The following is a 26,121-nucleotide window of genomic DNA, read 5'->3' as shown; positions in this document are numbered from 1 at the left end:
GGCTCGGTCCGAGGAGGTCACGTGTCACAGGCCAAGGACAGGGATACGGACAGGGATACGGACATGGATTCCGTGTACGCCCGCATCGAGCGGGAGGTCGCCGCCCGCGCCGACCGGCTCTGGGACGTGAGCCTCGCGCTGCACCGCGAACCGGAGACCGCCTACGAGGAACACCGTGCCGCCCGGCTGCTCGCGGACGAGCTGGAACACGAGGGGTTCCTGGTGGAACGGGGTGCCGCAGGGCTGCCGACCGCCTTCGTCGCCCGCACGGACACGGCGGCCGCGCCCGGAAAGGGCCCGCGCGTCGCCCTGCTGATGGAGTACGACGCGCTGCCGGAGCTGGGGCACGCCTGCGGGCACAACCTGATCGCGGCGGCCGGCCTCGGAGCGGCCCTCGCCGCGCGGGCCGCGCTCGGCGACACCGGCGGGTCCCTGCTGGCCGTCGGGACGCCGGCGGAGGAGCGCGGCGGCGGCAAGGTCGCGGAGGTCGCGGCGGGCCTGTTCGACGGGGTGGACGCGGCGCTGATGTTCCACCCGGGTGTGTACGACTGGTCGTGGGCACCCCTGACGGCGAGCGCGCAGGTACGTGTCGGTTTCCACGGCAGGGCCGCGCACCCGACGGGCAACCCGACGGAGGGCATCGACGCGCTGGGGGCACTGATCCAGCTGTTCAACACGCTCGGAGTCCTGGACCGGAGGCTGCCCGCCGGATCGCACGTCCAGGGCATCGTCACGGACGGGGGCCGGGCGACGAACATCGTCCCCGAGTACGCGGAAGGGCTGTTCGGGCTGCGCGGCGCGACCGCTTCCGCGCTGGCGGACCTGGTGGAGGAGCTGAGTTCGTGCGCCCGGGGTGTCGCGCTGGCCACGGGGACGAAGGCGGAGATCGCCGAAGTGGCCGCGCGGTACGAGCACTTCCGCGACAACGACGTGCTCTCGGGGCTGTTCGCGCGGCACCTGGAGAAGGCGGGCATCCGGCTTTCGGAGCCCGAGGCGGGGGTCTACCTGGGGTCCTCGGACATCGGCAACGTCAGCACCCGGGTGCCGGCGATCCATCCGTTCGTCGCCATCATGGGGTCGGACGGCTCGGACCACACGCCTGAGTTCGCCCGGGCGGCCGCCGGAGCGCGCGGGCGCGAGGTCATGCTGGCGGCGGCGTACGCGCTGGCGGCCACCGCGGCCGACGTCCTGCTCCGTACGGATGTGTCCGAGCGGGCCTGGGCCTGCCACCACCGGAAGGCCGCCGCCGGGCAGTGACGGCTTCCGGCCAGTGGCGGTTACAGAGGGCGGCTCAGGCCGCCAGGACCGGGTCCTCGGCGGAAGGTGCCGCCGGTCGTGCGTCAGGTCGTGCCGCGGGACGCTCGGCCGCCGCCAGGATCTCGTCGGCCGCCGCGATCGCGTCCGTGATCGACTGGGTGCCCGTCACCACGCACAGCGTGTAGGTGACGTCCTCCAGTTCCCGCTGCCAGGCCGGGTCGGCCTTCTCCATGAGCGCGATGCGCGCGCCCGCGTAACGGGCGAGCAGAGTTCTCACTGAGCGCGGTTCCGGCTTCAACACGACCACAGACCCCTCCAGAAGGCTCTTCGGTGGTCTACGGGTGCCCGTAATCGCGCCCCTCATTCCCGGGTGCCGCATGGCTGCCTTCTGGAGGGACCGGCGCGGGGACCCGGCGAGAGACGCTCGGTGCCGCCCGCGCCGGTCCGGTGGCGCTACCGGTCCCGTCAGGTGCGGTACGCGAAGTAACGCGCGTCGGGGTAGGACGCGAGGACGCTCGCGAGCGACCTGCGGTACGTGTCGGTCGAGTGGTAGGTCAGGTACGGCATGCCCCGCCGGTCGCGGTACGTCACCAGCATGGAGTGGTCCTTGGACCCGTCCCTGTCGAAGTCCGCCTGGAGGACGTCACCGACGTCCAGCTGATAGACGCTCGACAGGTTCGGGGCACGCCGGTTGGACAGCGTGAACCATGCCCATTCGTTCGTGCCGACCCAGGAGGTGCTCTGGCTCGCGCCCTCGTACCACCAGTTCCGGTAGTCGTGGGCGGAGCCGGGGACGGACTTCCAGCCGCCCGCCTTCAGCGCCTGGCTGACGAAGTTGGTGCAGTCGCCGCCGGCTCCGTTGAACTTCCGGTACGCCGGGTTGTAGCTGCGCCAGTACTTCTCCGCGTACCGCGCCATGGCGGAGTAGTCGTAGGCACCGGCCGTCTTGCCCGAGGGCATCGGCGTGGTGGGGTACCGGGTGGACGCCGGCGTGCCGTCCGGGTACTGGTTGCCGTCGTCCTCGACGGTGTTCACCCGGGCCGCCGACGGCTCGGCGACCGCGGCGGGGCCGTTGTCCCGCGAGGTGATCGTGGTGAGCTTCCAGCCGCCGTCCTTCGTGCCGGCGAGCTTCAGCTCCTGCCGCGTCGAGAACGCCGTGGTGTCCGGCGCGTCCCCGCGCGGCTTCTTGTAGGTGAGCGTCGACGACGAGGTGACCTGCACCGTCGCCGTCCCGCCGGTGATCGTGGCGCGCTCCACGACGACGCGGGTGTCCGCCTTCGTGTAGGCCTCGCCGAGCTTCGCGAGGCGCGCCTTGCGGGAGCGCAACGAACGGAGCGCGGCGGCCTCGTCCTTCTTCAGCCGGCCGGACATGCGCGTCGTGGAAGTGTCCTTGTTGGAGCCGCCGCGTCCCGCGTGCTCCTCCACGAGGGCCTCGGCGCGCCGGGAGAGGACGTCATCGGCGATGCGGGCGAAGGCGGCGACCGTCCTGCGGTCGGCCTTGCGGGGCTCGCTGTCGAGGGCGTCGGCGTGTGCGGGGGGCGCGAGCATGGAACCGGACGCAACGGCTGCGGTCAGACCCGCGACGACGGCGGGTCTGTATCTCTTGGGTATCACTCTGTTTCCTCTTTTGTCGCCCGATCACCGCGATCGGGGCACGGAATCTTCGCACAACTCCATGCCTTCACCGCACCGTTCGCCCAGCCCGGAGCCCGGTGGCCGCCGGACCAGGGCTCCAGGACCCCGCCGGTCCCGCCTCACGTACCTCTAGGGTGTCGGCAAAGCGCAGCAGAGGGAGGCATACGGGGTGGGTGGGCGCAGGAGGGCCGCGGCAGGGCGACCGGGGGGTCGGCGGGCGGCAGCATCGGGAGGTCGCCGCGCGGCGACCGGCCGACGCAGGCAGTCAGGGGAACGGCGCAGGGCACGGTCGGACGGCGGCATACCCGGCGCCGTCGCGGGGGCGCGCAGGCAGCTGCGGCGCCTGCGTCCGGCGTACCCCCGGCCGGGGCGCAGCGGTTGGCGGCGGTGGGTGCCCTCGTGGCGCCAGTGGCTCGGCGCGTTCCTGTACATGTTCATCGGTCTGACCGGCTTCGTCGCGATCGCGTACGCGGCCACGGACATACCGGATGACCTCAACTCGTTCGCCACGCAACAGGACAACGTCTACTACTGGTCCGACGGCACTGTCATGGCCCGCACCGGCTGGGTCATCCGGCAGGAGATACCGCTGGACAAGGTGCCGCCGAAAGTCCGGGGAGCCGTCCTCGCGGCCGAGAACGCGAGCTTCTACTCGGATTCCGGAGTCTCGCCGACCGGCGTCCTGCGTGCCGCGACCGCCGCGGTCACCGGAGGGGAGACCCAGGGCGGGTCGACCATCACCCAGCAGTACGTGAAGAACGTCTACCTCAGCCAGGACCGCACCCTGTCCCGGAAGTTCACCGAAGCCCTGCTCGCCGTGAAGCTGGACAACCGGACGAGCAAGGACAAGATCTTCCAGGACTACCTGAACACCAGCTGGTTCGGGCGCGGCACCTATGGCATCCAGCGCGCCTCGCACGCCTACTACGGCAAGGACGTCTCGCGGCTCAGCCCCAGCGAGGGCGCCTTCCTGGCCTCCCTGCTCAAGGGCGCCGGGCTCTACGATCCGGCCCTCGGCAAGGAGAACCGCGCGCGGGCCGTCGAGCGGTGGAGCTGGATCCTGGACCGCATGGTCGCCACCGGCCACCTCACGCAGGCCGAGCGCGCGAAGTACAAGAAGTTCCCGGAGCCCACGAAGCCGGGGTCCGGCGGCACCATCCCGGGCGCGCAGACCGGTTATCTGGTGGAGCTGGCCAAGCGGCACGCGATCAAGGCCGGGCACATCACGACCGCCGACTACGACCTCGGCGGCTACCAGATCCGCACGACCTTCGACCGGAAGCGCACGAAGGCCCTGACCGCCGCCGTCCGGAAGGCCGACAAGGACTTCGACGCCAAGCGGCGGCCCGACACGGACAAGTACGCCCGGATCGGCGCGGCGAGCGTCGGCCGGGACGGCCGGCTGCTCGCCGTGTACGGCGGCCACGACTTCCTGAAGCAGGGCTTCAACCAGTCGAACGCGACGACCATTCCGGCCGGCTCGGCGTTCACCCCCTTCGTCTACGCCGCCGCGCTTGAGGACGGCGTGACGCGCACCCGCGAGGGGGGCCGTACGCCCGTCTCCCCGGCCAGCGTCTACGACGGCGACGACCGGATCGCCGTGCGGACGCCGGAGGGGCCGTACTGGGACCGCAGCGGCAAAGTGGTGAAGGGCCGCAACGAAGGCGGCCGGGACTGGGGCAAGGTGACCCTGCGGCGGGCCGTCGCGAGCTCCGTGAACACGCCCATGCTCCAACTCGGCCTGGACGTCGGCCTCGACCGGGTGGAGAAGTACGCGCTGCGGGCGGGGCTGCTCGAATCGAGCCTCGGGGAACGGATCCCCACGTTCGCGCTCGGGGAGAACTCGACGCCCAGCGCCATCCGGATGGCGGGCGCCTACCAGACCTTCGCCGCCGACGGCATGCACACCGACCCCTATTCGGTGCTCTCGGTCACGCGGGCCGGTGACGCGGTGCCGCTCGCCGAGCCGAAGCCCACGCGGGCGGTGTCGCAGAAGACCGCCAAGGCGGTCACGGACGCCCTGCGGGCCACCATGACCGACGGATCGGCCAAGGCGGCGGGCGGGGCGCATGCCGGCGCCGTGGGCAAGACCGGGACGACCACCGCGAACACCGCGGGCTGGTTCGTGGGCGGCACCGAGGACGAGACGACGGCCGTGGTCGTCTACCGCATGTCGCTGAAGGACCTGGTGCCGCTGCCGCTGAAGGGGCTGGGCGGGGACGCCCCCGGAAGGCTCGGCAGCGAGCGGGCGGTGGGCCTTTGGGCCGACTACATCAAGGCCGTCGAGTAGGGGGCGCCGGGGCGATGCGGCGGTGGGGCCGCGGCGTGCCGCGGCCCCACCCGCGCTACTTGACGAGCGACTTCCAGTCCGGCGCCTGCGCGGGGTCGAGCAGGCGCAGCCGGGCCAGGACCTTCGGGTCCTGGACGTCGAGCCAGTCCGCCAACTCCCTGAAGGACACGCAGCGGACGCCCTTGCGCGGGCACACCTCCCGCATCACGTCCTCGACGGCGTTCATGTAGATGCCGCCGTTCCAGTCCTCGAAGTGGTTGCCGATGAACATCGGCGCCCGGCTGCCGTTGTAGACGCGGTTGAAGCCGTTCATGTACGACTTCCGGACCTGCGCCTCCCACTCCGGGTACTTCTCCGGGTCGCCCTCGGTGCTGTCGCCGGACTGGTGGTAGAGGAAGTTGAAGTCCATGGAGAGGACTTGCACCTCTTTGCCCTCAAGGGGAAGCAGTTGCAGGGGGAAGTTCCATATGTCGTCGACCTTGGACGGCCATATCTGGAAGTCCCCCGAGGAGCTCGCGTCGTAGCGCCAGCCGAACGGCTTGATCGCCGTCAGGAGGTTCTTCTGGCCCTCAAGGCAGGGCGCGCGGCCGCCGACCACTTCCCGGTCCGGGTCGAAGGGCAGGGGCGCCTCCTGGGTGAAGCCGGTGTTGGTCTTCCACTTCTTCATGAACGAGTACGTCTGCTCGATCTCGCTCTTCCACTCCTCGGTGCTCCAGTCCCCGCCGCCCTTGGGGCCGCAGAAGTGGCCGTTGAAGTGCGAGCCGATCTCGTGGCCGTCCTTCCAGGCGCCGCGCAGCTGCTGGAGCGTGGTCTGGATGTGCGGGACGGTCGGGTACGAGATGGCGGCCGACCCCGTGCCGTGCTGCGGGGGGCGGTAGAGCGTCTTCTTGCTCTCCGGCAGGAGGTAGATGCCGGTGAGGAAGAAGGTCATGTGGGCCTTGCTCTCCCGCGCCACCTGACGGAAGTGGGAGAAGCGGTGGTCGTCGCCCTCCAGCGCGCCGTCCCAGGAGAAGACCACGAACTGCGGCGGCTTCTCGCCGGGCTTCAGCTTCTTGGGCTTGAGCTGCCCGCGCGGCGGCCCGGCGTACGAGGTGGAGCCGTCGCCCAGCACCTTGACCTTGCCGTCCCACTTCTCCTCGCCCTTCTTCGAGCGCTTGGCGGAACGCGCCTTCTCCGCCGCGTTGCCCGAGGAAGTGGACGCCGTATGCCGGTCGTCACCGCCGCCGCCGGAGGAGTTCCCGAGGGCGAGAACGCACGTACCGGCCACCCCGCCCAGACCGAGCACGGCCGCGACCACGGCCATTCGCCTGCGCTTGCGCGCCTTCTCCCGCGTCTTGCGGGCGGCGCGGGACTCGGTGCGGGCGGGTCTGTTGGTGCCGTCGGGCTCAATCACTGCGGTCCTACCCCGTGTTCATCGCAGCAGGGCCGCGTGTGAATTGTTTGTATGAATATAGGACCGATGGGGCGTCTTCAGTAGTCCAGGTTGGTCACATCGTCGCCCCGCCCGGAGAACTCGGTCGAGACAGAACTCGTTGCCCTCGATGTCCTGCGTCGCGAGCGGGAATCGTCCTCGTCGGCCGGCACCGCACGCGTACCGCGCCGAGCGCGACCAGGCGGCAAGGGGCTTGTGGAGCCTGTCCTCCGGTGGACATCCGCGTCGGGGGCCGGGGCATGGTACTCCGCCCGTCGACGACCGAACCCGCCCCCTACGAGGCAACGGCCCTGAGTGGCGTGTTTGCATATGTTCATGATCATTAACGCACAGGGGGCATCCGAGCCGCAGACCTACGTCGACCGCGTCCTGGAGCACTGGCACCAGGACGAGGACGCCGAGGCACTCGTCCAAGGGGCGCGGCGGCTGACTCGGGGGGAGGCGCGGCGGAGGCTGTTCGGCCTGGGACACGCGCTGCGTCGGCAGGGGCTCGCGCCCGGTGACGGAGTGGGGCTGTTCCTGGCCAACCGCGTGGACTCCGTCCTGGTGCAGCTCGCGGTCCACCTCATCGGCTGCCGCGTGGTGTTCCTGCCACCGGAGCCAGGACCCGGCGAACTCGCCGCGCTGGTCGAGCAGTCCAAGGCGCGCGCCGTGGTCACCGACCCGCTGTTCGCGCGGCGGGCCGCCGACGCGGCCGGCCGCAGCGTCCACGCACCCGTGCTGCTCAGCCTCGGCCCCTGCGAGGAGCCGTGCACCGACCTGCTGGCCCTGGCCGCCGAATGCCCCGAGACGCGTCCGGACGCCGTGCCCGCACCGGGAGCGGACGAGGCCGTCACCGTCCTCTACACCGGCGGCACCCTGGGCCGCCCCAAGCTCGCCGCGCACAGCCACCGGCTCTACGACGCGCTGGTGGACCTGGCGGACAACGCCTCGGAGGACTCCGGGCCCGCCGTCTTCCCGACCATGGACCCGGACACGGACCGGGTGCTCGTCGCCACGCTGCTCACCCACGGCAGCGGGCACCTCACCTCGGTCCAGGCGCTGGTGACCGGCTCCGTCCTGGTCGTGCTGCCCGAGTTCGAGGCGGGCGCGGCGCTGGCGGCGCTGCGCGAGGAGCGGATCACCGCCACCATGTTCGTACCGCCCATGCTGTACGCCCTCCTCGACCACCCGGCGTGCGGGCCCGGCGCGTTCCCCGCGCTGCGGCGGATCGTCGTCGGCGGCGCGGCCTCCTCGCCCAGCCGGCTCCAGCAGGCGGTCGAGGTCTTCGGGCCCGTGCTCAGCCAGGGCTACGGACAGTCGGAGGCGCTCGGCATCGCCGCGTTCGGCGCGGCGGACCTCGCATCGGAGGGGGCCCGCAGGCCGGAGCTCTGGCGCAGTTGCGGCCGCGCGATATCCGACGTCGAGATCGAGATCCGTGGCGAGGACGGCACGGCGGCACTGCCCGTCCGGCAGGTCGGCGAGGTCTGCGTCCGGGGCGAGACGGTGATGCTCGGCTACTACGAGGACCCCGAGCGCACCGCGCAGGCGCTGCGCGACGGCTGGCTGCGCACGGGCGACATGGGCTACCTCGACGCCGAGGGCTACCTCTATCTCGTCGACCGGGCCAAGGACATCATCGTCACCGGCAGCACCAGCGACAACGTCTACTCCCGCGTCCTCGAGGACTTCCTGCTCACCCTGCCCGGTGTGCGCAACGCGGCGGCGCTCGGCGTACCGGACGAGGAGTACGGCGAGGCCGTGCAGATCTTCCTGGCCACGGCCGAGGGCGCCGACGTCGACCCGGACGAGGTCGCCGCGGCGGTCACCGCAGAGCTGGGCGAGCTGTACACGCCCCGGACGACGGTCCTGCTGGACCGGCTGCCGACGACCAAGGTCGGCAAGGTCGACAAGAAGGCGCTGCGCGCCGCGTGGGCGAGCGGAGCCGTGGACAGGCCGTCCGTGTCGGCGTGAGAGAGGGCGCTCCGGGCGGACGCGGCAGACCCCCTCGGTGTCCGCGCCCGCCCGGAGCGGTCAGGGACAGGCGATCCGCTCGGCGGCAGCCGCCCAGGCCGCCGGAGCCGCACGGTCGCCGGTCGGTTCATAGCGGGTCAGGGGCTGGGTGCCCGCCAGCAGGCGGCGCATCGCGGTGAGGTCGCCGACCAGGCCGTGCGCACGCGCCTGGACGAGTACGTTGCCGAGTGCCGCCGCCTCCGCCGGGCCCGCCACCACCGGCAACCCGCAGGCGTCGGCGGTCAGTTGGCACAGCAGGGCGTTGCGGGCCCCGCCGCCCACGACGTGGATGACGTCCACCGGCCGGTCGGCGAGGCGCCGCGCGTCCTCCACGGCACGGCGGTGCGCGAGGGCGAGCGAGTCGAGGACGCACCTCGTCGTCTCGGCGGGCGTGCCCGGCACCGGCTGCCCCGAGGCGCGGCACGCCTGTGCCACGCGCCCCGGCATCCGGCGGGGTGCGAGGAAGGCCGGGTCCGAGGCGTCCACCACGGAGGCGGGCCCTGGGATCTGCGCGGCCGCTTCCAGGAGTGGCGCGAGCGGCGGGTCGCCCCACTCCCGCAGGCACTCCTGGAGGAGCCACAGGCCCATGATGTTGCGCAGATAGCGGACGGTGCCGTCGATGCCCAGTTCGTTGGTGAAGTTCGCCCGGCGGCTCGCCTCGGTGAGCACGGGCGCGTCGAGCTCCAGGCCCGCCAGCGACCAGGTGCCGGTGCAGATGTACGCGAAGCGGTCGCCCGCGGTGGCCGGTACGGCCGCGACGGCCGACGCGGTGTCGTGCGAGGCGACCGTGGTGAGCGGCACCGGGCCGGCGAGCCCGGCGGTTTCGAGTACCTCGGGGAGCAGGAACCCGGCGGGGTCGCCCGGCCGTCGCAGCGGCGCGAACAGGTCGGTGTCGATGCCCGCGGCCTCGGCGACCGCGTGCGACCAGCCGCCGGTCCGCGGGTCGAGCAGCTGGGTCGTGGACGCGTTGGTGACCTCGGTCCCCTGCTCGCCGGTCAGCCAGTAGGCGATCAGGTCGGGGACGAGCAACGCCCGCCGCGCCGCCGCCAGTTGGGCCGTTCCGTGGGCCGCTGTCAACTGGTACAGCGTATTGAAGGGCGCGTATTGGATGCCGGTCGCCGCGTAGAGCCGGTCGGCGGGGAGGGCGCTCCACACCCGCTCCGCGACGCCCTCGGTGCGGGCGTCGCGGTAGTGCACGGGGTTGCCGAGCAGTTGTCCGTCCGCGTCGAGCAGGCCGTAGTCGACGGCCCAGCCGTCGATGCCGACCGAGTCGACGTGCCCGGCTGCCCGCAGTCCGTCGAGCACGCCCGCGTACAGGGCGAGGATGTCCCAGTGCAGGGTGCCGGCGGTGCGGACGGGGCGGTTGCGGAAGCGGTGTGCCTGGGTCAGCTTCAGCGTGCCGGGACCGACGCGGCCGGTCATGACGCGCCCGCTGGAGGCGCCGAGGTCGACGGCGGCGTAGGTCTTCACGGGTGTCACCGCAGGAAGGCGGCGGCGACCCCGGCGTCCACGGGGATGTGCAGGCCGGTGGTGTGGGTGAGGTCGCCGCCGGTGAGGGCGAACACGGCGTTCGCCACGTGTTCGGGGAGCACCTCGCGCTTGAGCAGCGTGCGCTGGGCGTAGAACTCGCCGAGCTTGTCCTCCTCGATGCCGTAGGTGGCCGCGCGCTGGGCGCCCCAGCCCCCGGCGAAGATGCCCGAGCCGCGGACGACGCCGTCGGGGTTTACGCCGTTCACGCGGATGCCGTGCTCGCCCAACTCGGCCGCGAGCAAGCGCACTTGGTGGGCCTGGTCGGCCTTGGTGGCGGAGTAGGCGATGTTGTCGGGGCCGGCGAACACGGCGTTCTTGGAAGTGATGTAGATGATGTCGCCGCCCAGCCCTTGGGCCCGCATGACGCGGGCGGCTTCGCGGGAGACGAGGAAGGAGCCGCGGGCCATGACGGCGTGCTGGACGTCCCAGTCGTGGGCGGTGGTCTCCAGGAGCGGCTTGGAGAGGGAGATGCCCGCGTTGTTGACCACGAGGTCGACGCCGCCGAAGGCGAGCAGCGCCTCCTCGAATGCCTTGGTGATCTGTTCCTCGGAGGTGACGTCGACGGTGACGGCCATGGCCTTGTCGGGACCGCCGAGCGCCTCGGCGACGGCCTCGGCGTTGCGGGCGTCGATGTCGGCGACCACCACGCAGGCGCCCTCGGCCGCGAGGCGGTGCGCGAGGGCCCGGCCGATGCCGCTGCCCGCGCCGGTGACCAGCGCGATCCGGGTGGCCAGCGGCTTGGGCGCGGGCAGCCGCCGCAGCTTGGCCTCCTCAAGCTCCCAGTACTCGATACGGAACTTCTCCGCCTCGTCGATCGGCCGGTACGAGGAGACGGCCTCGGCGCCGCGCATCACGTTGATCGCGTTGACGTAGAACTCACCGGCGACCCGGGCGGTCTGCTTGTCCTTGCCGAACGAGAACATCCCGACGCCCGGGACCAGGACGATCGCCGGGTCGGCGCCGCGCATGGCGGGGGAGTCCGCGGTGGCGTGGCGGTTGTAGTAGGCGGCGTACTCCTCGCGGTAGGCCGCGTGCAGTTCCTCCAGCCGGGCGAGTGTTTCGTCCAGGGGCGTGGTGGGCGGCAGGTCGAGGACCAGCGGGCGGACCTTGGTGCGCAGGAAGTGGTCGGGGCAGGAGGTGCCCAGCTCGGCCAGGCGCGGATGCTCGGCGCGGGAGACGAAGTCCAGGACGGGCGCGGTGTCGTCGAAGTGCCCGACCTGCGGCCGGTCCCGCGAGGCGAGGGCCCGGACGTGCGGGGCGAGCGCCGCGGCCCGCGCGCGGCGCCCGGCCTCGGGCAGCGGCTCGTACCCGTCGACGACGGGCCCGAAAGGATCCGGCCTGCCGCGCTCGGCGAGGAAGGACTCGGCGGTGCGGATGATGCGCAGCGAGTTGCGCTCGCACTCCTCGCTGGTGGCCCCCCACGCGGTGATGCCATGGCCCCCGAGGACGCAGCCGATGGCCTGCGGGTTGGCTTCCTTGACGGCGGCGATGTCGAGGCCGAGCCGGAAACCGGGGCGGCGCCACGGCACCCATGCGACGCTGTCGCCGAAGCACTCGGCGGTGAGCTTCTCGCCGTCGGCGGCGCAGGCCAGCGCGATACCGGAGTCGGGGTGGAGGTGGTCGACGTGGGCCGCGTCGACCAGGCCGTGCATGGCCGTGTCGATGGAGGGGGCGGCGCCGCCCTTGCCGTGCAGGCAGTAGTCGAAGGCGGCGACCATCTCGTCCTCGCGCTCGTCGCCCGGATACACGTCCTTCAGGGCGCGCAACCGGTCCAGGCGCAGGACCGCAAGGCCCTGTCCGGTGAGGGTGCCCAGGTCGCCGCCGGACCCCTTGACCCACATCAGCTCGACGTCACCGCCGGTGACCGGGTCGGGGGCGGTGCCCTTGGCGGAGGTGTTGCCGCCGGCGTAGTTGGTGTTGCGCGGGTCGGCGCCGAGGCGGTGTGAACGCTCCAGGAGTGCGGCGGCTTCGGGGTGAGGTGCCATGTCCTTGTATGTCCTCAGGTCCGTGACGGGAGGGGGCGGGGGATGATCGGGTTCGGGGGGCGGGCGGGCCAGGGACGGTTCACGCTCCCCAGCCGGCCTGCGCGCCGCCGACGCGCTCCCCGGCGGTCTTCGCGGCCCAGCCGGAGCGGTGGTAGGCGGCGACCGGATCGCCGTCCAGGCCCTGCTCTTCCCGGAGTTCGGCGAGCAGCGGGCGTACGTCGGTGTCGTAGGCGTCCATCAGTACGGCGTTCGCGGCCAGGACGTCGCCCGCGGCCTGCGCGGAGGCGAGGGCCGCGCGGTCCACCAACAGGGCCTTGACGGTGGCCTCTTGGACGTTCATCACCGAGCGGATGATCGCGGGGATCTTCGCTTCGATGTTGTGGCACTGGTCCAGCATGAAGGCGACGCCAGGGGTGAACCCGCCGCCCCGGACGACCTCGTACATGATCCGGAACAGCTGGAAGGGGTCGGCGGCGCCCACCATCAGGTCGTCGTCCGCGTAGAAACGGGAGTTGAAGTCGAAGCCGCCGAGCTTCCCCTCGCGCAGCAGCGTCGCGACGATGAACTCGATGTTCGTGCCGGGCGCGTGGTGTCCTGTGTCGACGACGACCCGTGCCTTGTCGCCGAGCTTGAGGCAGTGCGCGTACGCCGTGCCCCAGTCGGGCACGTCGGTGGCGTAGAAGGCCGGCTCGAAGAACTTGTACTCCAGGAGCATGCGCTGGTCGTCGCCGAGCCGCTCGTGGACGGTGGCGAGGGCCTCGGCCAGGCGGTCCTGGCGGGCGCGGATGTCGTCCTGGCCGGGGTAGTTGGTGCCGTCGGCGAACCACAGCTTCAGGTCCCGTGAACCGGTGGCGTCCATGATGTCCACGCACTCCAGCAGATGGGCGACCGCCTTGCGGCGCACGGCGGCGTCCGGGTGGCAGACGCTGCCGAGCCGGTAGTCGTCGTCCTGGAAGGTGTTGGAGTTGATGGCCCCGAGCCGCAGGCCGCGCTCCTCGGCGTACCGGGCGAGGGCGGCGTAGTCGTCCACCCGGTCCCAGGGGATGTGCAGCGCCACGGTCGGGGCGGCGCCGGTGAACTCGTGGACCTTCGCCGCGTCGTCGAGCTTCTCGCGTGGGCTGCGCGGCACGCCGGGCTGCGTGAACACCTTGAAGCGGGTTCCGGAATTGCCGTACGCCCACGACGGCGTCTCGATGGCCTGGGTCTTCAGCGCGGCCTTCACGGCGGCGACGTCGGTCACGGTGGCTCCTGCGAATCGGAGGCGAGCGGTTGCGTGAACGGGGTGTGAAACGATGCGTGAAACGTGCGTGAAACGATTCAAAGTCTGGGCGAGAAGCTATGAGTCGGCGGCGTCGGTGTCAACCCTTCGGCTCGCTGCTCGGCTGCTGGGGGAGAGGGCACGGTGGGCCCGCCCGCAAGGTGTCCGGGTGGCCGAACGAGAGGGCCGAATCGATTCATTCAGGCGGGCGGGCGCGGGTGCTGTGGCGGAGTGTCGTGGTGCGGTGGTGCCGCTGGGGCGGGCGAGGGTGTCCAGGGTGTCGCCGGCCGTCTCACCCGGCTTCGCGTGCCGCCCGCTCCACCTGGGCGCGGTGCTCGGCCCACCAAGTGGCGTCGCCCTGCGCCAGGTTGTCGTTGTCCTCCCTCAACCCGGCGGTGCCGTCGATCAGTTCGCGGGCGACGTCGGCGTGGCCCGCGTGACGGTCGGTCTCGGCGATCATGTGGACGAGAACGCGGTGCAAGGTGATCTCCCGGCCCTCGGGGCCGGGCAGTCGGCCGATCGCGTCGAGTTCCAGAGACTCGATCGTCGCGTCCGAGTGGGCCCACGCTTTCCGGTAGAGCCCGACGATGTGCTCCCGGCTCTCGTCGGCGGTGGCCCACAGGTCCGCGTTCGGCTCGGCGTCGCCCGTGATCCACAGGGGCGGCCCGTCGAACGGACGCCCGAACGTGGCGCCAAAGTACAGCGCCTCGGCGCCCGTCGCGTGCTTGACCAGCCCGAGAAGGTTGGTCCCGGTCGGCGTCATGGGCCGGCGTATGTCGTACTCGGACAGCCCTTCGAGCTTCCAGAGCAGTGCGTCGCGCGCGTCCTGGAGGTAGACGCGGAGGTCGGTCCTGAAGTCTGAGGGGATCATGGGGGCAAGTCTGTCGTGCGGGGATCTTGGGTGGCGGGGGTGGGGGTGGAATTGATCGGGGCGGGCTTCGCGCGAGGCCGGAAGTCGGGTCCCGTGCTCCGCGGTGAGGGCGCGGGTGGCGGGGTTCGCGTCGGCCGGGAGTCGGTTCGCATGCTCGACGGGGGGCGTCAACCGTTTCAACGTCCCCCGGGCACCCGGGCATCAGAGCCGCGCTACGCCAGCCATACCCCCTCGCGCATGATGACCCGGCCGCGCAGCTCCGCTTCCCCGCGCCAGGCGCGCACCGTCCGGGGCGTAACGCGCAGGTACAGGTAGGGGGCGGCCTCCGCCGTACGCGGATCCCAGCCGAACTTGCCCGCGAACGCGTCCGCGGCAGCCTGGGGGACGTCCCGCGCGGAGTAGTACTCCGCCTCGCCCTGTAGCAGCACCACGTCGAAGGTGTCCGGCAGCGCCAGCCGTACGCGTGGCTCCTCTCGTACATTCCGTGCGGTCGCGGACTTCGCGCCGGTGCACATCCACACCGCCTGCCCGTCCCACAGGAACCACAGGGGAACCTGGTGCGGCCCGTGGTCCGGGTGGGACGTCGACAGCCATATGTCGCGCTCCGCGCCGAGCCGTTCCAGAGTGGCCCGCTTGCGCTCCGCCGGGTCGCGGCGGCGAGTGATCTCGGTGGCTTGCATGGACGCCGACCCTAGCCAGCGACGGCGCCGCGCGCATGGGGCGCGAGGCCTAGGCCCAGCGGCCGACCGCTGCCCCGCCGTCACGGTCACCTGCCGGCGCAGGCCCCCCGGCGGCCCTCGCGCCGCCGTCACGGATCATGGTGGCGTGACGATGCACACGGACGACGAGACGAACGCCGGGGCGGCGGGTGGCGGCCGCGCGCTCTCCGCCTACCAACTCGCCCTGCGGGAGCGCCTCCTGGCGGCACCCGTGGTCGCGCCGCCCACGCCCTGGCGCCCCGTGTTCGAGCCGTACGCGGCCGTCGGCGGGCTGCTCGGCATCGGCTTCGGGGTCCACCCCGACAGCGGCCACGACCTGGTCATGGTCGTCTCGCACGACGGCCACGGGCTCTTCGACGCCGTCACGGGGGAGAGGCTCGCCCGGGACCGCGACCCCGATCCCGAGGACAGTACGCCGGACGCGGTGCCCGATCTCTCCTGCCCGGGGCTCGGCGTGCTCGCCGGGAGCCGCGTCCGCATCGCCGGGCTCTACGGGGGCGGGCTGCACACCACCACGGCCGACGGCTGGACGCTCGAAGTGGTCGCGCCCGCCTGGCCGAACGACCGCGTCCTGCTCTCCACGGACGGCGGCCTGCCCCACCGCGGCCCGCACGGGGAGCGGTGGTGGCACGTCTTCCACTCGACGTACTCGGAACTGCGGACCGCCGGGTTCTCCCCCTCCGGCCGTACCCTCGCCGTCGCCACCAGCAGTGACCTGACTCTCTGGACGCGGTGACCGGTGGACCGGCACGGACCGGTCAGGCCGGCGCGAGCAGTCCTTCCAGCTCCGCCTCGAAGAGCGCACCCGCGTCGAAGCCCATCCCGGTGAAGTGGCCCGCCAGTTCGAGCGAGAGCACGCCGTGCAGGCGGGTCCAGAAGGACAGGGCGCGATGGAGCTGGGCGGGCGTGGCCGGGTGCTCGCCCGCCCACTGGGCGTGCGCCTCGATGTGCTGCTCGAAGGGCCGCGACCGGCCGGCGGCCTCGCCCGAGGTGCCTCCGGGGAGCTTCGCACATGCGTCGAGCAGCGCCGACATGATCTCCGAGGCGATCTCGGTGACGTCGTCCGGGGCGTGGTAGCCGGGCACGGGCGTGCCGTAGACGAGGAAGTACCGGTGGGGGTCGGCCTGCGCCCACCGGCGCAGGGCGCGGGCGAGGCTCGCGAGGCCGGCGCTGTCCTCGGCCTCAGAGGCTTCGGAGGCCTTCGAGGCCTCGGAGCGGAAGGTGTCGGCCAGGCTGCGGTAGGCGTCCCGGATGAGTTCGGTGATCAGCTCGTCGCGGCTGCCGAAGTAGCGGTAGAGAGCCGGTCCGCTCATGCCCATCCGTTTGGCGATCGCGTTCAGTGACAGGGCCGAGGCCCCCGCGTCGGCGATCTGCTCCCACGCGCGTTCCTTGATCTCGGCGCGTACCTGCGCGCGGTACCGCTCGCGGGGCGTCCCCGCAGCGGCGCCGGCCGCCGCCCCCGCGCCCTTCTTCCCTGCCGTGCCCGACCCGCCGGTCTCCGGCATGCCGCCTCCCTCTCCTCTTCCATTCCTGATGCCCTGACGCTGAAGTTAGAGGCTATCACTCGATGTCTTGACGGCCTCGGGAAGACGGTTGTAGCTTCTAACCACGATGGTTACAGCTTCTAACCACAGCGAATACTTCTACGGAAAAGAAGAGGGCGTAAAATGATTGCTGCGGAACTGGTCGAGGTCGTGCTCCCGGGGCAGGTCGAGCCGGAGGGACTCCAGTTGCGGCGCGGGCCCCTGCCCGTCGCGGGCGCCGGTGAGGTCGTCGTCGAGATGGAGGCGACCGGCGTCTCCTTCGCCGAGCAGCAGATGCGCCGCGGTCGCTACTTCGACCAGCCGCCGTTCCCGTTCGTCCCCGGCTACGACCTCGTCGGTACGGTGCTGGCGGCCGGCCCCGGTGTCGCGCCCTCGCTCGTCGGCAAGCGGGTCGCTGCGCTGACCAAGACCGGCGGCTGGGCCAGCCACGTCCTGCTCGACGCGGCGGACGTCGTCGAGGTGCCCGGGGCAGTGGGCGCCGTGGAGGCGGAGACGGCGGTGGTGAACGGCATCACCGCCTGGCAGATGCTGCACCGCAAGGCCCGGGTCCGCGCCGGTCAGACGGTGCTGGTGCACGGGGCGAACGGCGGGGTCGGCTCCCTCCTGGTCCAGCTGGCCCTCGCCGCCGGTGCACACGTGATCGGCACGGCCTCCGCCCGCCACCACGAGGCCTTGCGGCGGCTCGGCGTCCGGACCGTCGACTACCGGACCGAGGATGTCCCGCGCCGCGTAAGGGAGTTGGCGCCTGATGGTGTGGACGCGGTCTTCGACCACGTGGGCGGGCGCAGCGTCATCGACTCCTGGGGGCTGCTGGCTCCCGGCGGCACGCTCGTCTCGTACGGCACCGCGGCCACGCGCGACGACACGGGGTCCAAGCAGTGGCCCGTGCTCAAGATCCTCGGCCGGGTGTGGCTGTGGAACGGCCTGCCCAATGGGCGTCACGCGTACTTCTTCAACGTCTGGGCCGGGCGCGCCTTCGGCAAGGACCGCTTCCGGGCCCGGCTCCGCGCCGACCTCGGCGAGGTGTTCGCCGCGCTCGAACGCGGCGAGATCACCGCCGGCGTCGCCGCCGAACTGCCCCTGGCCCGCGTCGCCGACGCCATGCGGCTCGCCGAGTCGGGCACGGTCAGCGGCAAGGTCGTCCTCACGCCCTGACGGCGCCGGCTGTCTCGAGCCGAACCCACGTGTGCGGTCGGGGCCGAGCGCACCCCGAGCGGCCCCCGGACCGCCCACGCCACACCGGCCACACCGGCCACACCGGCCACACCACAAGGAGAACCCGGACCATGACCACGACCGCGACCACGAGCCATCCCGACAGCGCCGTCGGTGTCGATCGCCCACAACTCCCTTATCTGACCGGCCATTTCACCCCCGTCCCCGACGAGATCACCGCACGGGACCTGACCGTCCGAGGTGCCGTCCCGCCCGAGCTGTCGGGCCGCTACTTCCGTAACGGGCACAACCCCAAGCCCGGCCGGCGGCCCACTCACTGGTTCCGCGGTGCGGGCATGCTGCACGGTGTGCGTCTCGGTGGGGGCCGCGCCCAGTGGTACCGCAACCGCTGGGTCCGCACTCCCGCCCTGGACGGCGCTCCGCTGGTCCGCGGCGACGGCACCGTCGACCTCACCGCCAGCGTCGCGGGCACCCACGTCATCGGGCACGCGGGCCGCATCCTCGCCCTGCAAGAGGCCAACCTGCCCTTCGAGATGAGCCCCGAGCTCGACACGGTCGGCGCGTACGACTTCCGGGGCAGGCTCACGACCGCCATGACGGCGCACCCCAAGGAGGACCCGGGGACCGGCGAACTGCACTTCTTCGGTTATTCGTCCATGGCGCCGTACCTGACGTACCACGTGGCCGACGCCCAGGGGGAGTTGATCAGAAGTCAGGTGGTGCCGGGCGCAGGGCCCACCCTGATGCACGACTTCGGCCTCACCGCGCACCACACCGTCTGGCTCGACCTGCCGGTCGTCTTCGACGCCGAGGAGCGCTCCGGGATCCCGTACCGCTGGAGCGACACGTACCTGCCCCGGATCGGCGTGATGCCGCGCAGCGGTCCCGCCGAGCCCGTCTGGTACGAGGTGGAGGCCGGCGCGATGATCCATGTGACCAACGCCTACGAGGACGCGGCGGGAAGGATCGTCGTGGAGGGCCCCCGCTACGACCGGTCAGCCTGGGAAAGCAGCTGGAAGTGGTGGACCGGCGCCCCCGGTCACCCGCCCGTGCTCGACGTCGGCTCGATGCGGCACCGCTGGATCCTGGACCCGGCCACCGGCACCGCCCGTGAGGAGCGGCTCGACTCCCTCGTCACCGAGTTCGCCACGATCAACGATGCGTTGACCGGCTCGGCGCACCGCTACACGTACACCGTCGCCTTCCCCGGCGCGGGTCTGGAACGGTACGCGCTGGTCAAGTACGACGCGTTGACCGGTCAGCGGCAGATCGCGGACGCGGGGCCCGGGCGGATGTACGGCGAGCCGTACTTCGTACCGGCGGCCGGGGGAACGGCCGAGGACGACGGCTACCTCATGACCCTGGTCAGCGACCTCGCGCGGAACGCGTCCGAGCTCCTCGTCCTGAGCGCGCGGGACATCACCCGGCCGCCGATCGCCGCGGTCGAGCTGCCGCGCCGCGTTCCGGCGGGGATCCACGGCTCGTGGATCCCTGACACCTGAGCCGGGACCGTGCCCCGTCCGGGCCACCCCAACGCGTCACCGCCCACCGCCCCGCCCTGAATGGACGGGTGACCGCACCTCCCGACGACTGCCTCGCGCGGGCCGCCTCCGAGCTCCCCGCCCCGAGCGCGCGGGACATCCCCCGGCCGCCGACCACCGCAGCCGCGCCGCCGCGCCGCGTCCGGCGGGGATCCACGGCTCATCGACCCCGACGTCCGAGACCCGCCGTGCCCCGTCCGGGTCACCTCAACGCGCCGCCATCCGCCGCCCCGCCTTGAATGGACGGGTGACCGCGCCCCCCGACGACTGCCTCGCGCGCAATGAGTGGGTCTGCGGCGAGTATCTGAGCACCCGCCGCCAGATCATCCTCGACGCGGTCGTGCAGCATCTCGAACTGACCGCCGTCTCCGTTCTCATCGCTCTCGTCGTCGCCGTGCCCCTCGCCGTGCTCGCCCGCCGCTGGCGCTGGGCCGCCGGGCCCGTCCTCGCGCTCACCACGATCCTGTACACCATCCCCTCGCTCGCGATGTTCTCGCTGCTCCTGCCGGTGTACGGACTCTCCGCGTCCCTCGTCGTCGCGGGCCTCGTCCTCTACTCGCTCACCCTGCTCGTACGCAACATCCTCGCCGGGCTCCGCGCCGTCCCCGAGGAGACGCGGCAGGCCGCCCGAGGCATGGGGTACGGCCCCGTCCGCCTCCTGCTCACCGTCGAACTGCCCCTCGCGCTGCCCGCCGCCATGGCCGGGCTGCGCATCGCCACGGTGTCCGCCGTCTCCCTGGTCACCGTCGGCGCGATCGTCGGCTTCGGCGGGCTCGGCAACCTCATCTACACCGGCATGAACACCTACTTCAAGGCCCAGGTGCTCACCGCCTCCGTGCTCTGCGTCGTCATCGCCGTCGCCGCCGACCTGCTGCTGCTCGGCGTACAGCGCCTCCTCACGCCCTGGGAGAGCGCGTCACGGGCGGCGGCCCGCTCATGAGGACGCTCACCGACGCCTGGGCATGGCTCACCGACTCCGCGCACTGGGCCGGCGACGACGGCATCTGGCACCGGCTCACCCAGCACCTCGTCCTCACCGTCGTCTGCCTGGTCATCAGCTGCCTGATCGCCCTGCCCGTCGCCCTCGTCCTCGGCCACCTCGGCAAGGGCGGCGCGCTCGCCGTGAACATCTCCAACGCCGGACGCGCGGTGCCGACCTTCGCCGTGCTCGTCCTGCTGCTCCTGACCCCGCTCGGCCGGTGGGGCGACGGACCGACCGTCGTCGCCCTCGTGCTGTTCGCCGTGCCACCGCTGCTCACCAACGCCTACGTCGGCATGCGCGGCGTCGACCGCAGCGTGGTCCAGGCGGCGCGCGGCATGGGGATGACCGGACGCCAGATGCTCTGGCGGGTCGAACTGCCGCTCGCCATGCCCCTGGTGCTCAGCGGCGTCCGTATCGCCGCCGTGCAGCTCGTCGCGACAGCCACCATCGCCGCGCTCGCCGGCGGCGGTGGGCTCGGCCGGATCATCACGGCGGGGTTCAACCTGGCGAGCACCCCGCAGGTGCTGGCGGGCGCCGTGCTCGTGGCGGTCTTCGCGCTCCTCGTCGAAGGCGTCTTCGAGGCGGCCGAGCGGATCGCACCCGGCTGGACGCGGGGCCGGGGAGGCACCGGATGAGGCGCCGCGCCGCCCTGGCCGCGGCCCTCCTCGCCCTGACAGCCCCGGCCACGGGTTGCGCCTCAGGGCCCTCGCTGGAGGACCAGGGCCAGGTCACCGCACCCCCGGGCGACAGCAGGAACCTCGTCGTGGGCTCCGCGGGCTTCACCGAGTCCGACCTGCTCGCCCAGATGTACGCGCTGCTCCTGGAGAAGGCCGGCTACGGCACGCGGATCCTCACCGTGGCCAACCGCGAGCTGTACGAACCCGCCCTGGAGTCCGGCCAGATCGACGTCGTCCCCGAGTACGCCGCCACCTTCGCGGACTGGCTGAACGCCAAGAAGCACGGCGCCGACGCACGCCCCGTCGGCTCGCCCGACCTCGGTACCACCATGCGGGCCCTGCGCCGCCTCGCGACCCCGCGCGGCCTCACCGTCCTCGACCCCGGCAAGGCCGTCGACCAGAACGCGTTCGCCGTCACCGCGTCGTACGCCGCCCGGTACCGCCTGAAGACGCTGAGCGACCTCGGCACGTCACGACAGAAGGTGCGCCTCGCCGCGGGCGACGAATGTGTCCGGCGCCCCTACTGCGCCCCCGGCCTCAAGAAGGTCTACGGCATCGACATCACCGGCGTCGACCCGAAGGGCGTCGGCACGACCCAGGCCAAGAAGGCCGTCCAGAGCGGCCAGGACCAGATGGTGCTCACCACGTCCACCGACGCTACCCTCGACGACTTCGGTCTCGTCCTGCTGAAGGACGACAAGCACCTTCAGAACGCCGACTACATCGTGCCCGTCGTCAACCGCTCCCAGGCGGGCAGCGAGGGCGTCGCGGCTGCGCTCGGGCGGCTCAACACCGTCCTCGGTACGGAGGATCTCGCGTCCATGAACGAGCAGGTGGACAGCTGGCGGCGACTACCGCAGGACGTGGCACGGACGTACCTGGAGGACAAGGGCCTGCTGTAGCGCCCCGTCAGGGGCGCGGGGAACCGCGCGACCAGCCACGGACGGCCCGCAGACGAAGAACCGCCTCACCAGCGGAGCGTCACGCGTCGGCCACCGAGTCGAACTCCACCTCGTCGCGCGCCACGCCCTGCGCGTCCGCGTCCACCGAACGGCGCAGCGCCTCATGCAGCTTCGCCGGGGTCAGGACACCGAGGAAACGCGCCCCGTCGAGCACCGCGACCCAGCCCGCGTCATGCTGCAACATCACACCGAACGCCTGCTTGAGCGGCGCCCCGACCGGCACCCACGAATTCATGCGGTGCGCCAGGTCGCCGACCGTGCCCCCGGCGCCGGCCAATGCCACCTCGTCGACGCCCACCCAGCCGTGCAGATCACCCTCCGCGTCCAGGACCACGGCCCACCGCGCCCCCTCCTCGCGCAGCCGGGCCGCCGCCTGCGCGGCGGGCTCGTCGAGCCGCGCGACCGGCGGCTCCTCCAGGTCGTCGGGCTGGATTTCGGTGACCGACAGCCGCTTCAGACCTCGGTCGGCCCCCACGAACTCGGCGACGTACGGCGTCTCGGGCGCCCCGAGCACAGCGCCGGGAGTGTCGAACTGTTCGATGCGGCCCCGGCCGTACACCGCGATGCGGTCACCGAGGCGGACCGCCTCCTCGATGTCGTGCGTGACGAGCAGGACCGTCTTGCGCACGGCCCGCTGCATCCGCAGGAACTCGTCCTGCAACTGCTCGCGCACCACCGGGTCGACCGCGCCGAACGGCTCGTCCATCAGGAGGACGGGCGGATCGGCCGCCAGAGCCCGCGCAACGCCGACCCGCTGGCGCTGACCGCCCGACAACTGCTCGGGGTAGCGGGATCCGTACGTCTTCGGGTCCAGGCCCACCAGATCGAGCAGCTCCGCCGCCCGGGCCCGGGCCTTCGCCTTCTTCCAGCCGATGAGCGAGGGGACGGTCGCCGTGTTGTCGAGGACCGTGCGGTGCGGGAAGAGGCCGACCTGCTGGATCACGTAACCGATGCGGCGGCGCAGGCGCACCGGGTCCACGCCGGCGATGTCCTCGCCGTCGACGAAGATGCGGCCGGACGTCGGTTCGATGAGCCGGTTCACCATCATCATCGTCGTGGTCTTGCCGCAGCCGGACGGGCCGACGAGCGTGACCAGTTCGCCCTCGGCGACCTCGAAGGAGAGGTCGTCCACGGCCGTCGTGCCGTCCGGGTAGCGCTTGGTCACCTGCTCGAACCGGATCATGCCCTCACGCTAGCCGCGCCCGTCACTCACCGCTCACCAGCACCACCTGAAGGACGCGCGGCCCATGGACCCCCTCGACCCGGTCCAGCTCGATGTCGCTGGTCGCGGAGGGCCCCGAGATCCAGGTCAGCGGACGCGCCGGATCGAGACGTTCGAGGGCCTGCGGGACGGAGGAGACGACCTGCTCCGGGACCCGGACCAGGCAGATGTGATGGTCCGGGATCAGGGTGATGCGGCGACGCCCCTGGTCGGGCGAGCCGTCGAGCACGATCGTGCCCGTCTCGGCGACGGCGACGGCGCAGCCGGTGACGACGGCCCCGCACCGGTCGAGCTCGGTCGCGGTGCTCTCCGCGCGGTCGTGGACGAGAGGCGCGTCGACGGCCGACATCCATCCGGCAGGCAGCCCCGGCGGCACCAGCACTGTGCCGGGCCATCGCTCGGCGAGCAGCCGCATGAGCAGGTGCGGCAGCTCCCCGGCGTCCGTACGGTGCACGATCGCCCGGTAGTCCGTCAGGTTCTCCGCCAGCAGGTCCACCGTCTCCTCGACGGTCCGCTCACCGTGCTGACGGCGGTAGCCGCGGTCGATGTCCATGTCGTACGCGGCCGGGGCCCCGCCCGGTCCGCCGAGCGCCCGCCGCACCCGGTTGAGGATCACGTCCCTGCCGCTCACTTGCCGCCCTTTCCGCTGTCCTTGCCGCCGCCCGTACGCCGCCACCAGTCGCGGAAGGACTCCGCGGGCACCTCCGGCAGGTCCCGGGCCGCCGTCCACGCGCGGCCCGGTCCGGGGAGCGTGCGCGGATGGAACCGCCGGGTGCGCGAGGCCATGCGCTGGCCCGCGCGCAGCACGCCGGGGCGGGCGAACGCGAGGCCCGCCGCCCGCATCGCCGCCCGCTCCGCCGCGTGCCCCTTCGCGGGCTTCAGCGTCACCTTCACGCCGCGCCGCGTCACCTCACCGCCCTGCACGACCCGCTCACGCAGGTGCACCAGGACCTCGGGGATGTCGATGGCCACCGGGCACACCTCGTAGCAGGCGCCGCAGAGCGAGGACGCGTACGGGAGCGACGCGTCGATCTCGCTCGCCGTACCCCGCAGCTGAGGGCTGAGGATGGCGCCGATCGGTCCCGGATAGACCGAGCCGTACGCGTGCCCGCCCGCCCGCTCGTACACCGGGCAGACGTTGAGACAGGCCGAACAGCGGATGCAGCGCAGGGCCTGGCGGCCCACCTCGTCGGCGAGGGTGTCGGTGCGGCCGTTGTCCAGCAGGACCAGGTGGAAGGCGCGGGGGCCGTCCGAGTCCGTCGTACCGGTCCACGTCGAGGTGTAGGGGTTCATGCGCTCGGCCGTCGAGGAGCGGGGGAGCGTCTGGAGGAAGACCTCGAGGTCACGCCAGGTCGGCACAGTCTTCTCGATGCCGACGACCGAGATCAGGGTCTCCGGCAGCGTCAGGCACATCCGGCCGTTGCCCTCGGACTCGACGACGACGAGGGTGCCCGTCTCGGCGACCATGAAGTTGGCGCCGGAGACGCCGACCTTCGCGCGCAGGAACTTCTCGCGCAGATGGAGGCGGGCGGCCTCGGCGAGTTCGCGGGGGCTGTCGGTGAGGCCGTCCGGTGCCGGACGGCCCCAACGGCCCATCTCCGCGCGGAAGATGTCGCGGATCTCGCCGCGGTTGCGGTGGATGGCCGGGACGAGGATGTGCGAGGGGCGGTCCTCGCCGAGCTGCACGATGAGCTCGGCGAGGTCGGTCTCGTACGCGCGGATGCCCGCCTCTTCGAGGGCTTCGTTCAGCCCGATCTCCTGCGTGGCCATCGACTTGACCTTGACGACCTCGGACTCGCCCGTCTCCCGGACGAGCCGGGTCACGATGCGGTTGGCCTCGTCGGCGTCGGCGGCCCAGTGGACGGTGCCGCCCGCCGCCGTCACCGACTCCTCCAACTGGACGAGGTAGTGGTCCAGATGACGCAGCGTGTGGTCCTTGATCTGCTTGCCCGCCTCGCGCAGCGCGGCCCAGTCGTCGAGCTCGGCGACCGCGCGGGCGCGCTTGTCGCGGATGGTGTGGGTGGCGTGCCGGAGGTTGGCGCGCAGGGTCGTGTTCCCGACCGCCTCGCGCGCGGCCTCCGGGAAGGCGGGCATCCCGAGGTGCGTGGCGCTCGCCCCGTTCCCGCCGTTCCTGTCGTTCCTGCCGGTCCTGCCGTTCCTGTCGCTCATGACAGGGGCTCCTCCTCCGTGCTCGCCAGGATCTCCGCGATGTGGACGGGCCGTACGGCTGTGCGCAGCCGGGCCATCGTGCCGCCGATGTGCATCAGGCAGGAGTTGTCCGCCGCGCACAGCACCTCGGCCCCCGTCGACTCGGCGTGGCGCACCTTGTCGGCGCCCATCGCCGCCGAGACATCGGAGTTCTTCACGGCGAACGTGCCGCCGAAGCCGCAGCACTCCTCGGCGCCGGGCAGCTCCACGAGCTCCAGCCCCTCGACCGCCCGCAGCAGCCGGGCAGGGCGCTCGCCGAGGCCGAGGCTCCGCAGGCCGTGGCAGGTCGGGTGGTAAGTGACCTTGTGCGGGTAGTACGCCCCGACGTCCGTCACGCCGAGGACGTCCACCAGGAACTCGGTCAGCTCGTACGTCTTGGGCACCACCGGCGCGAGCGTGCGCGCGAGGGCGTCTCCGCGGCCCTCCGCACGTGCCCGCTCGCCCATGCGCGGATACAGCTCGCGCACCATCGCCCCGCACGACCCGGAGGGCGTCACGATCGCGTCGTACGCATCCGAACCAAAGACATCGGAGAAATACCGGGCGAGCGGCTCCGCCTGATGCCGGTACCCGGTGTTGTAGTGCGCCTGCCCGCAACAGGTCTGCGCCGCCGGGAAGTCGACGTCGACCCCCAGCCTGGTCAGCAGTTTCACCACCGCGCGGCCCGTGTCCGGATAGAGCGTGTCGTTGACACAGGTCAGGAACAGGGCGACGCGCATCGCGGGTTCCTCCTCGTCGATCATCGGATGGATGCAGGGTACGCGGGAGCAGGGCCGTGCGGGAGGTGTCGGTGGGGAGGGTTGCGACAGTGGAGATGAATCGTTTCGAGCGGACCCATTG

The 26,121-nt window shown here is 72.1% G+C and carries 22 protein-coding genes; 9 read left to right on the top strand and 13 right to left on the bottom strand.

Translation table 11 applies throughout. From position 1 onward, the window contains the following. Positions 1-63 precede the first annotated feature (63 nt). Entirely contained in the window at positions 64-1,257 is a 1,194-nt protein-coding gene (locus ACF062_RS33295; RefSeq protein WP_392143318.1) for an amidohydrolase, read from the top strand. 34 nt (positions 1,258-1,291) lie between these two features. On the opposite strand, the gene ACF062_RS33290 is transcribed toward ACF062_RS33295, so the two are convergent. Both ACF062_RS33290 and ACF062_RS33285 read right to left on the bottom strand, forming a co-directional pair. Then, complete coding sequence (locus tag ACF062_RS33290; RefSeq protein ID WP_392143317.1) at positions 1,292-1,558, bottom strand: DUF5133 domain-containing protein; 267 nt, start codon at positions 1,556-1,558, stop codon at positions 1,292-1,294. A 164-nt stretch (positions 1,559-1,722) separates the two neighbouring features. Then, positions 1,723-2,871, bottom strand: a complete 1,149-nt coding sequence (locus ACF062_RS33285; RefSeq protein ID WP_392143316.1) for an amidase domain-containing protein — start codon at positions 2,869-2,871, stop codon at positions 1,723-1,725. Between the two features lie 451 nt (positions 2,872-3,322). On the opposite strand from ACF062_RS33285, the gene ACF062_RS33280 reads away from it, so the two are divergent. Next, positions 3,323-5,182: a transglycosylase domain-containing protein gene (locus tag ACF062_RS33280; protein WP_392143511.1), complete on the top strand. Its 1,860-nt coding sequence runs from the start codon at positions 3,323-3,325 to the stop codon at positions 5,180-5,182. A 55-nt stretch (positions 5,183-5,237) separates the two neighbouring features. Here ACF062_RS33280 and ACF062_RS33275 read toward each other — a convergent pair whose 3' ends face one another. Continuing rightward, the gene (locus tag ACF062_RS33275) at positions 5,238-6,575 is read right to left on the bottom strand and encodes a hypothetical protein (RefSeq protein ID WP_392143315.1); all 1,338 of its coding nucleotides are present in this window, start codon (positions 6,573-6,575) and stop codon (positions 5,238-5,240) included. A 354-nt stretch (positions 6,576-6,929) separates the two neighbouring features. Here ACF062_RS33275 and ACF062_RS33270 point away from each other — a divergent pair, with 354 nt between their 5' ends. Continuing rightward, the gene (locus ACF062_RS33270; protein ID WP_392143314.1) at positions 6,930-8,567 is read left to right on the top strand and encodes a class I adenylate-forming enzyme family protein; all 1,638 of its coding nucleotides are present in this window, start codon (positions 6,930-6,932) and stop codon (positions 8,565-8,567) included. Between the two features lie 60 nt (positions 8,568-8,627). Here the strand turns inward: ACF062_RS33270 and ACF062_RS33265 are convergent, their stop codons facing one another. The 5 genes from ACF062_RS33265 to ACF062_RS33245 form a co-directional block, all read right to left on the bottom strand. Then, the gene (locus tag ACF062_RS33265; RefSeq protein ID WP_392143313.1) at positions 8,628-10,076 is read right to left on the bottom strand and encodes a rhamnulokinase family protein; all 1,449 of its coding nucleotides are present in this window, start codon (positions 10,074-10,076) and stop codon (positions 8,628-8,630) included. A gap of 5 nt (positions 10,077-10,081) precedes the next feature. Then, positions 10,082-12,121 carry a bifunctional aldolase/short-chain dehydrogenase gene (locus tag ACF062_RS33260; protein WP_392143312.1) on the bottom strand — a complete coding sequence of 680 codons (2,040 nt, stop codon included), beginning with the start codon at positions 12,119-12,121 and terminating at the stop codon, positions 10,082-10,084. Between the two features lie 79 nt (positions 12,122-12,200). Further along, the gene (rhaI, locus tag ACF062_RS33255) at positions 12,201-13,361 is read right to left on the bottom strand and encodes an L-rhamnose isomerase (protein WP_392143311.1); all 1,161 of its coding nucleotides are present in this window, start codon (positions 13,359-13,361) and stop codon (positions 12,201-12,203) included. A 310-nt stretch (positions 13,362-13,671) separates the two neighbouring features. Beyond that, positions 13,672-14,250, bottom strand: coding sequence for a DinB family protein (locus ACF062_RS33250; RefSeq protein WP_392143310.1), 579 nt, complete (start codon positions 14,248-14,250; stop codon positions 13,672-13,674). A gap of 212 nt (positions 14,251-14,462) precedes the next feature. Beyond that, the gene (locus tag ACF062_RS33245) at positions 14,463-14,930 is read right to left on the bottom strand and encodes a pyridoxamine 5'-phosphate oxidase family protein (RefSeq protein ID WP_392143309.1); all 468 of its coding nucleotides are present in this window, start codon (positions 14,928-14,930) and stop codon (positions 14,463-14,465) included. Between the two features lie 151 nt (positions 14,931-15,081). Here ACF062_RS33245 and ACF062_RS33240 point away from each other — a divergent pair, with 151 nt between their 5' ends. Continuing rightward, complete coding sequence (locus tag ACF062_RS33240) at positions 15,082-15,705, top strand: hypothetical protein (protein WP_392143510.1); 624 nt, start codon at positions 15,082-15,084, stop codon at positions 15,703-15,705. Positions 15,706-15,727: 22 nt separating this feature from the next. On the opposite strand, the gene ACF062_RS33235 is transcribed toward ACF062_RS33240, so the two are convergent. Beyond that, the gene (locus tag ACF062_RS33235; protein WP_392143308.1) at positions 15,728-16,474 is read right to left on the bottom strand and encodes a TetR/AcrR family transcriptional regulator; all 747 of its coding nucleotides are present in this window, start codon (positions 16,472-16,474) and stop codon (positions 15,728-15,730) included. Positions 16,475-16,636: 162 nt separating this feature from the next. Here ACF062_RS33235 and ACF062_RS33230 point away from each other — a divergent pair, with 162 nt between their 5' ends. From ACF062_RS33230 to ACF062_RS33210, 5 genes are all read left to right on the top strand, one after another. Then, positions 16,637-17,668 carry a medium chain dehydrogenase/reductase family protein gene (locus tag ACF062_RS33230; RefSeq protein ID WP_392143307.1) on the top strand — a complete coding sequence of 344 codons (1,032 nt, stop codon included), beginning with the start codon at positions 16,637-16,639 and terminating at the stop codon, positions 17,666-17,668. 131 nt (positions 17,669-17,799) lie between these two features. Further along, positions 17,800-19,191 carry a carotenoid oxygenase family protein gene (locus tag ACF062_RS33225; RefSeq protein ID WP_392143306.1) on the top strand — a complete coding sequence of 464 codons (1,392 nt, stop codon included), beginning with the start codon at positions 17,800-17,802 and terminating at the stop codon, positions 19,189-19,191. 286 nt (positions 19,192-19,477) lie between these two features. Beyond that, complete coding sequence (locus ACF062_RS33220) at positions 19,478-20,170, top strand: ABC transporter permease (protein WP_392143305.1); 693 nt, start codon at positions 19,478-19,480, stop codon at positions 20,168-20,170. Then, positions 20,167-20,847, top strand: a complete 681-nt coding sequence (locus ACF062_RS33215; protein ID WP_392143304.1) for an ABC transporter permease — start codon at positions 20,167-20,169, stop codon at positions 20,845-20,847. The genes ACF062_RS33220 and ACF062_RS33215 overlap by 4 nt, the downstream gene beginning before the upstream one ends. Continuing rightward, positions 20,844-21,791 carry an ABC transporter substrate-binding protein gene (locus ACF062_RS33210; protein ID WP_392143303.1) on the top strand — a complete coding sequence of 316 codons (948 nt, stop codon included), beginning with the start codon at positions 20,844-20,846 and terminating at the stop codon, positions 21,789-21,791. The genes ACF062_RS33215 and ACF062_RS33210 overlap by 4 nt, the downstream gene beginning before the upstream one ends. Before the next feature lie 79 nt (positions 21,792-21,870). Here the strand turns inward: ACF062_RS33210 and ACF062_RS33205 are convergent, their stop codons facing one another. The 4 genes from ACF062_RS33205 to ACF062_RS33190 form a co-directional block, all read right to left on the bottom strand. Then, positions 21,871-23,034, bottom strand: coding sequence for a betaine/proline/choline family ABC transporter ATP-binding protein (locus ACF062_RS33205; protein ID WP_392143302.1), 1,164 nt, complete (start codon positions 23,032-23,034; stop codon positions 21,871-21,873). A 22-nt stretch (positions 23,035-23,056) separates the two neighbouring features. Beyond that, positions 23,057-23,704, bottom strand: a complete 648-nt coding sequence (locus tag ACF062_RS33200; RefSeq protein ID WP_392143301.1) for a lactate utilization protein C — start codon at positions 23,702-23,704, stop codon at positions 23,057-23,059. Continuing rightward, positions 23,701-25,167: a LutB/LldF family L-lactate oxidation iron-sulfur protein gene (locus ACF062_RS33195; RefSeq protein ID WP_392143509.1), complete on the bottom strand. Its 1,467-nt coding sequence runs from the start codon at positions 25,165-25,167 to the stop codon at positions 23,701-23,703. The genes ACF062_RS33200 and ACF062_RS33195 overlap by 4 nt, the downstream gene beginning before the upstream one ends. Positions 25,168-25,238: 71 nt before the next feature. Next, on the bottom strand, positions 25,239-26,000 hold the full coding sequence (locus ACF062_RS33190) for a (Fe-S)-binding protein (RefSeq protein WP_392143508.1): 762 nt from the start codon (positions 25,998-26,000) through the stop codon (positions 25,239-25,241). Between the last annotated feature and the right edge of the window lie 121 nt (positions 26,001-26,121).

The sequence above is a fragment of the Streptomyces sp. NPDC015345 genome, from assembly GCF_043078805.1.
Taxonomy (GTDB): Bacteria; Actinomycetota; Actinomycetes; order Streptomycetales; family Streptomycetaceae; genus Streptomyces.
Note: the sequence above shows the minus strand (reverse complement) of the source record. Positions and strands in the feature narration are given on the sequence as shown.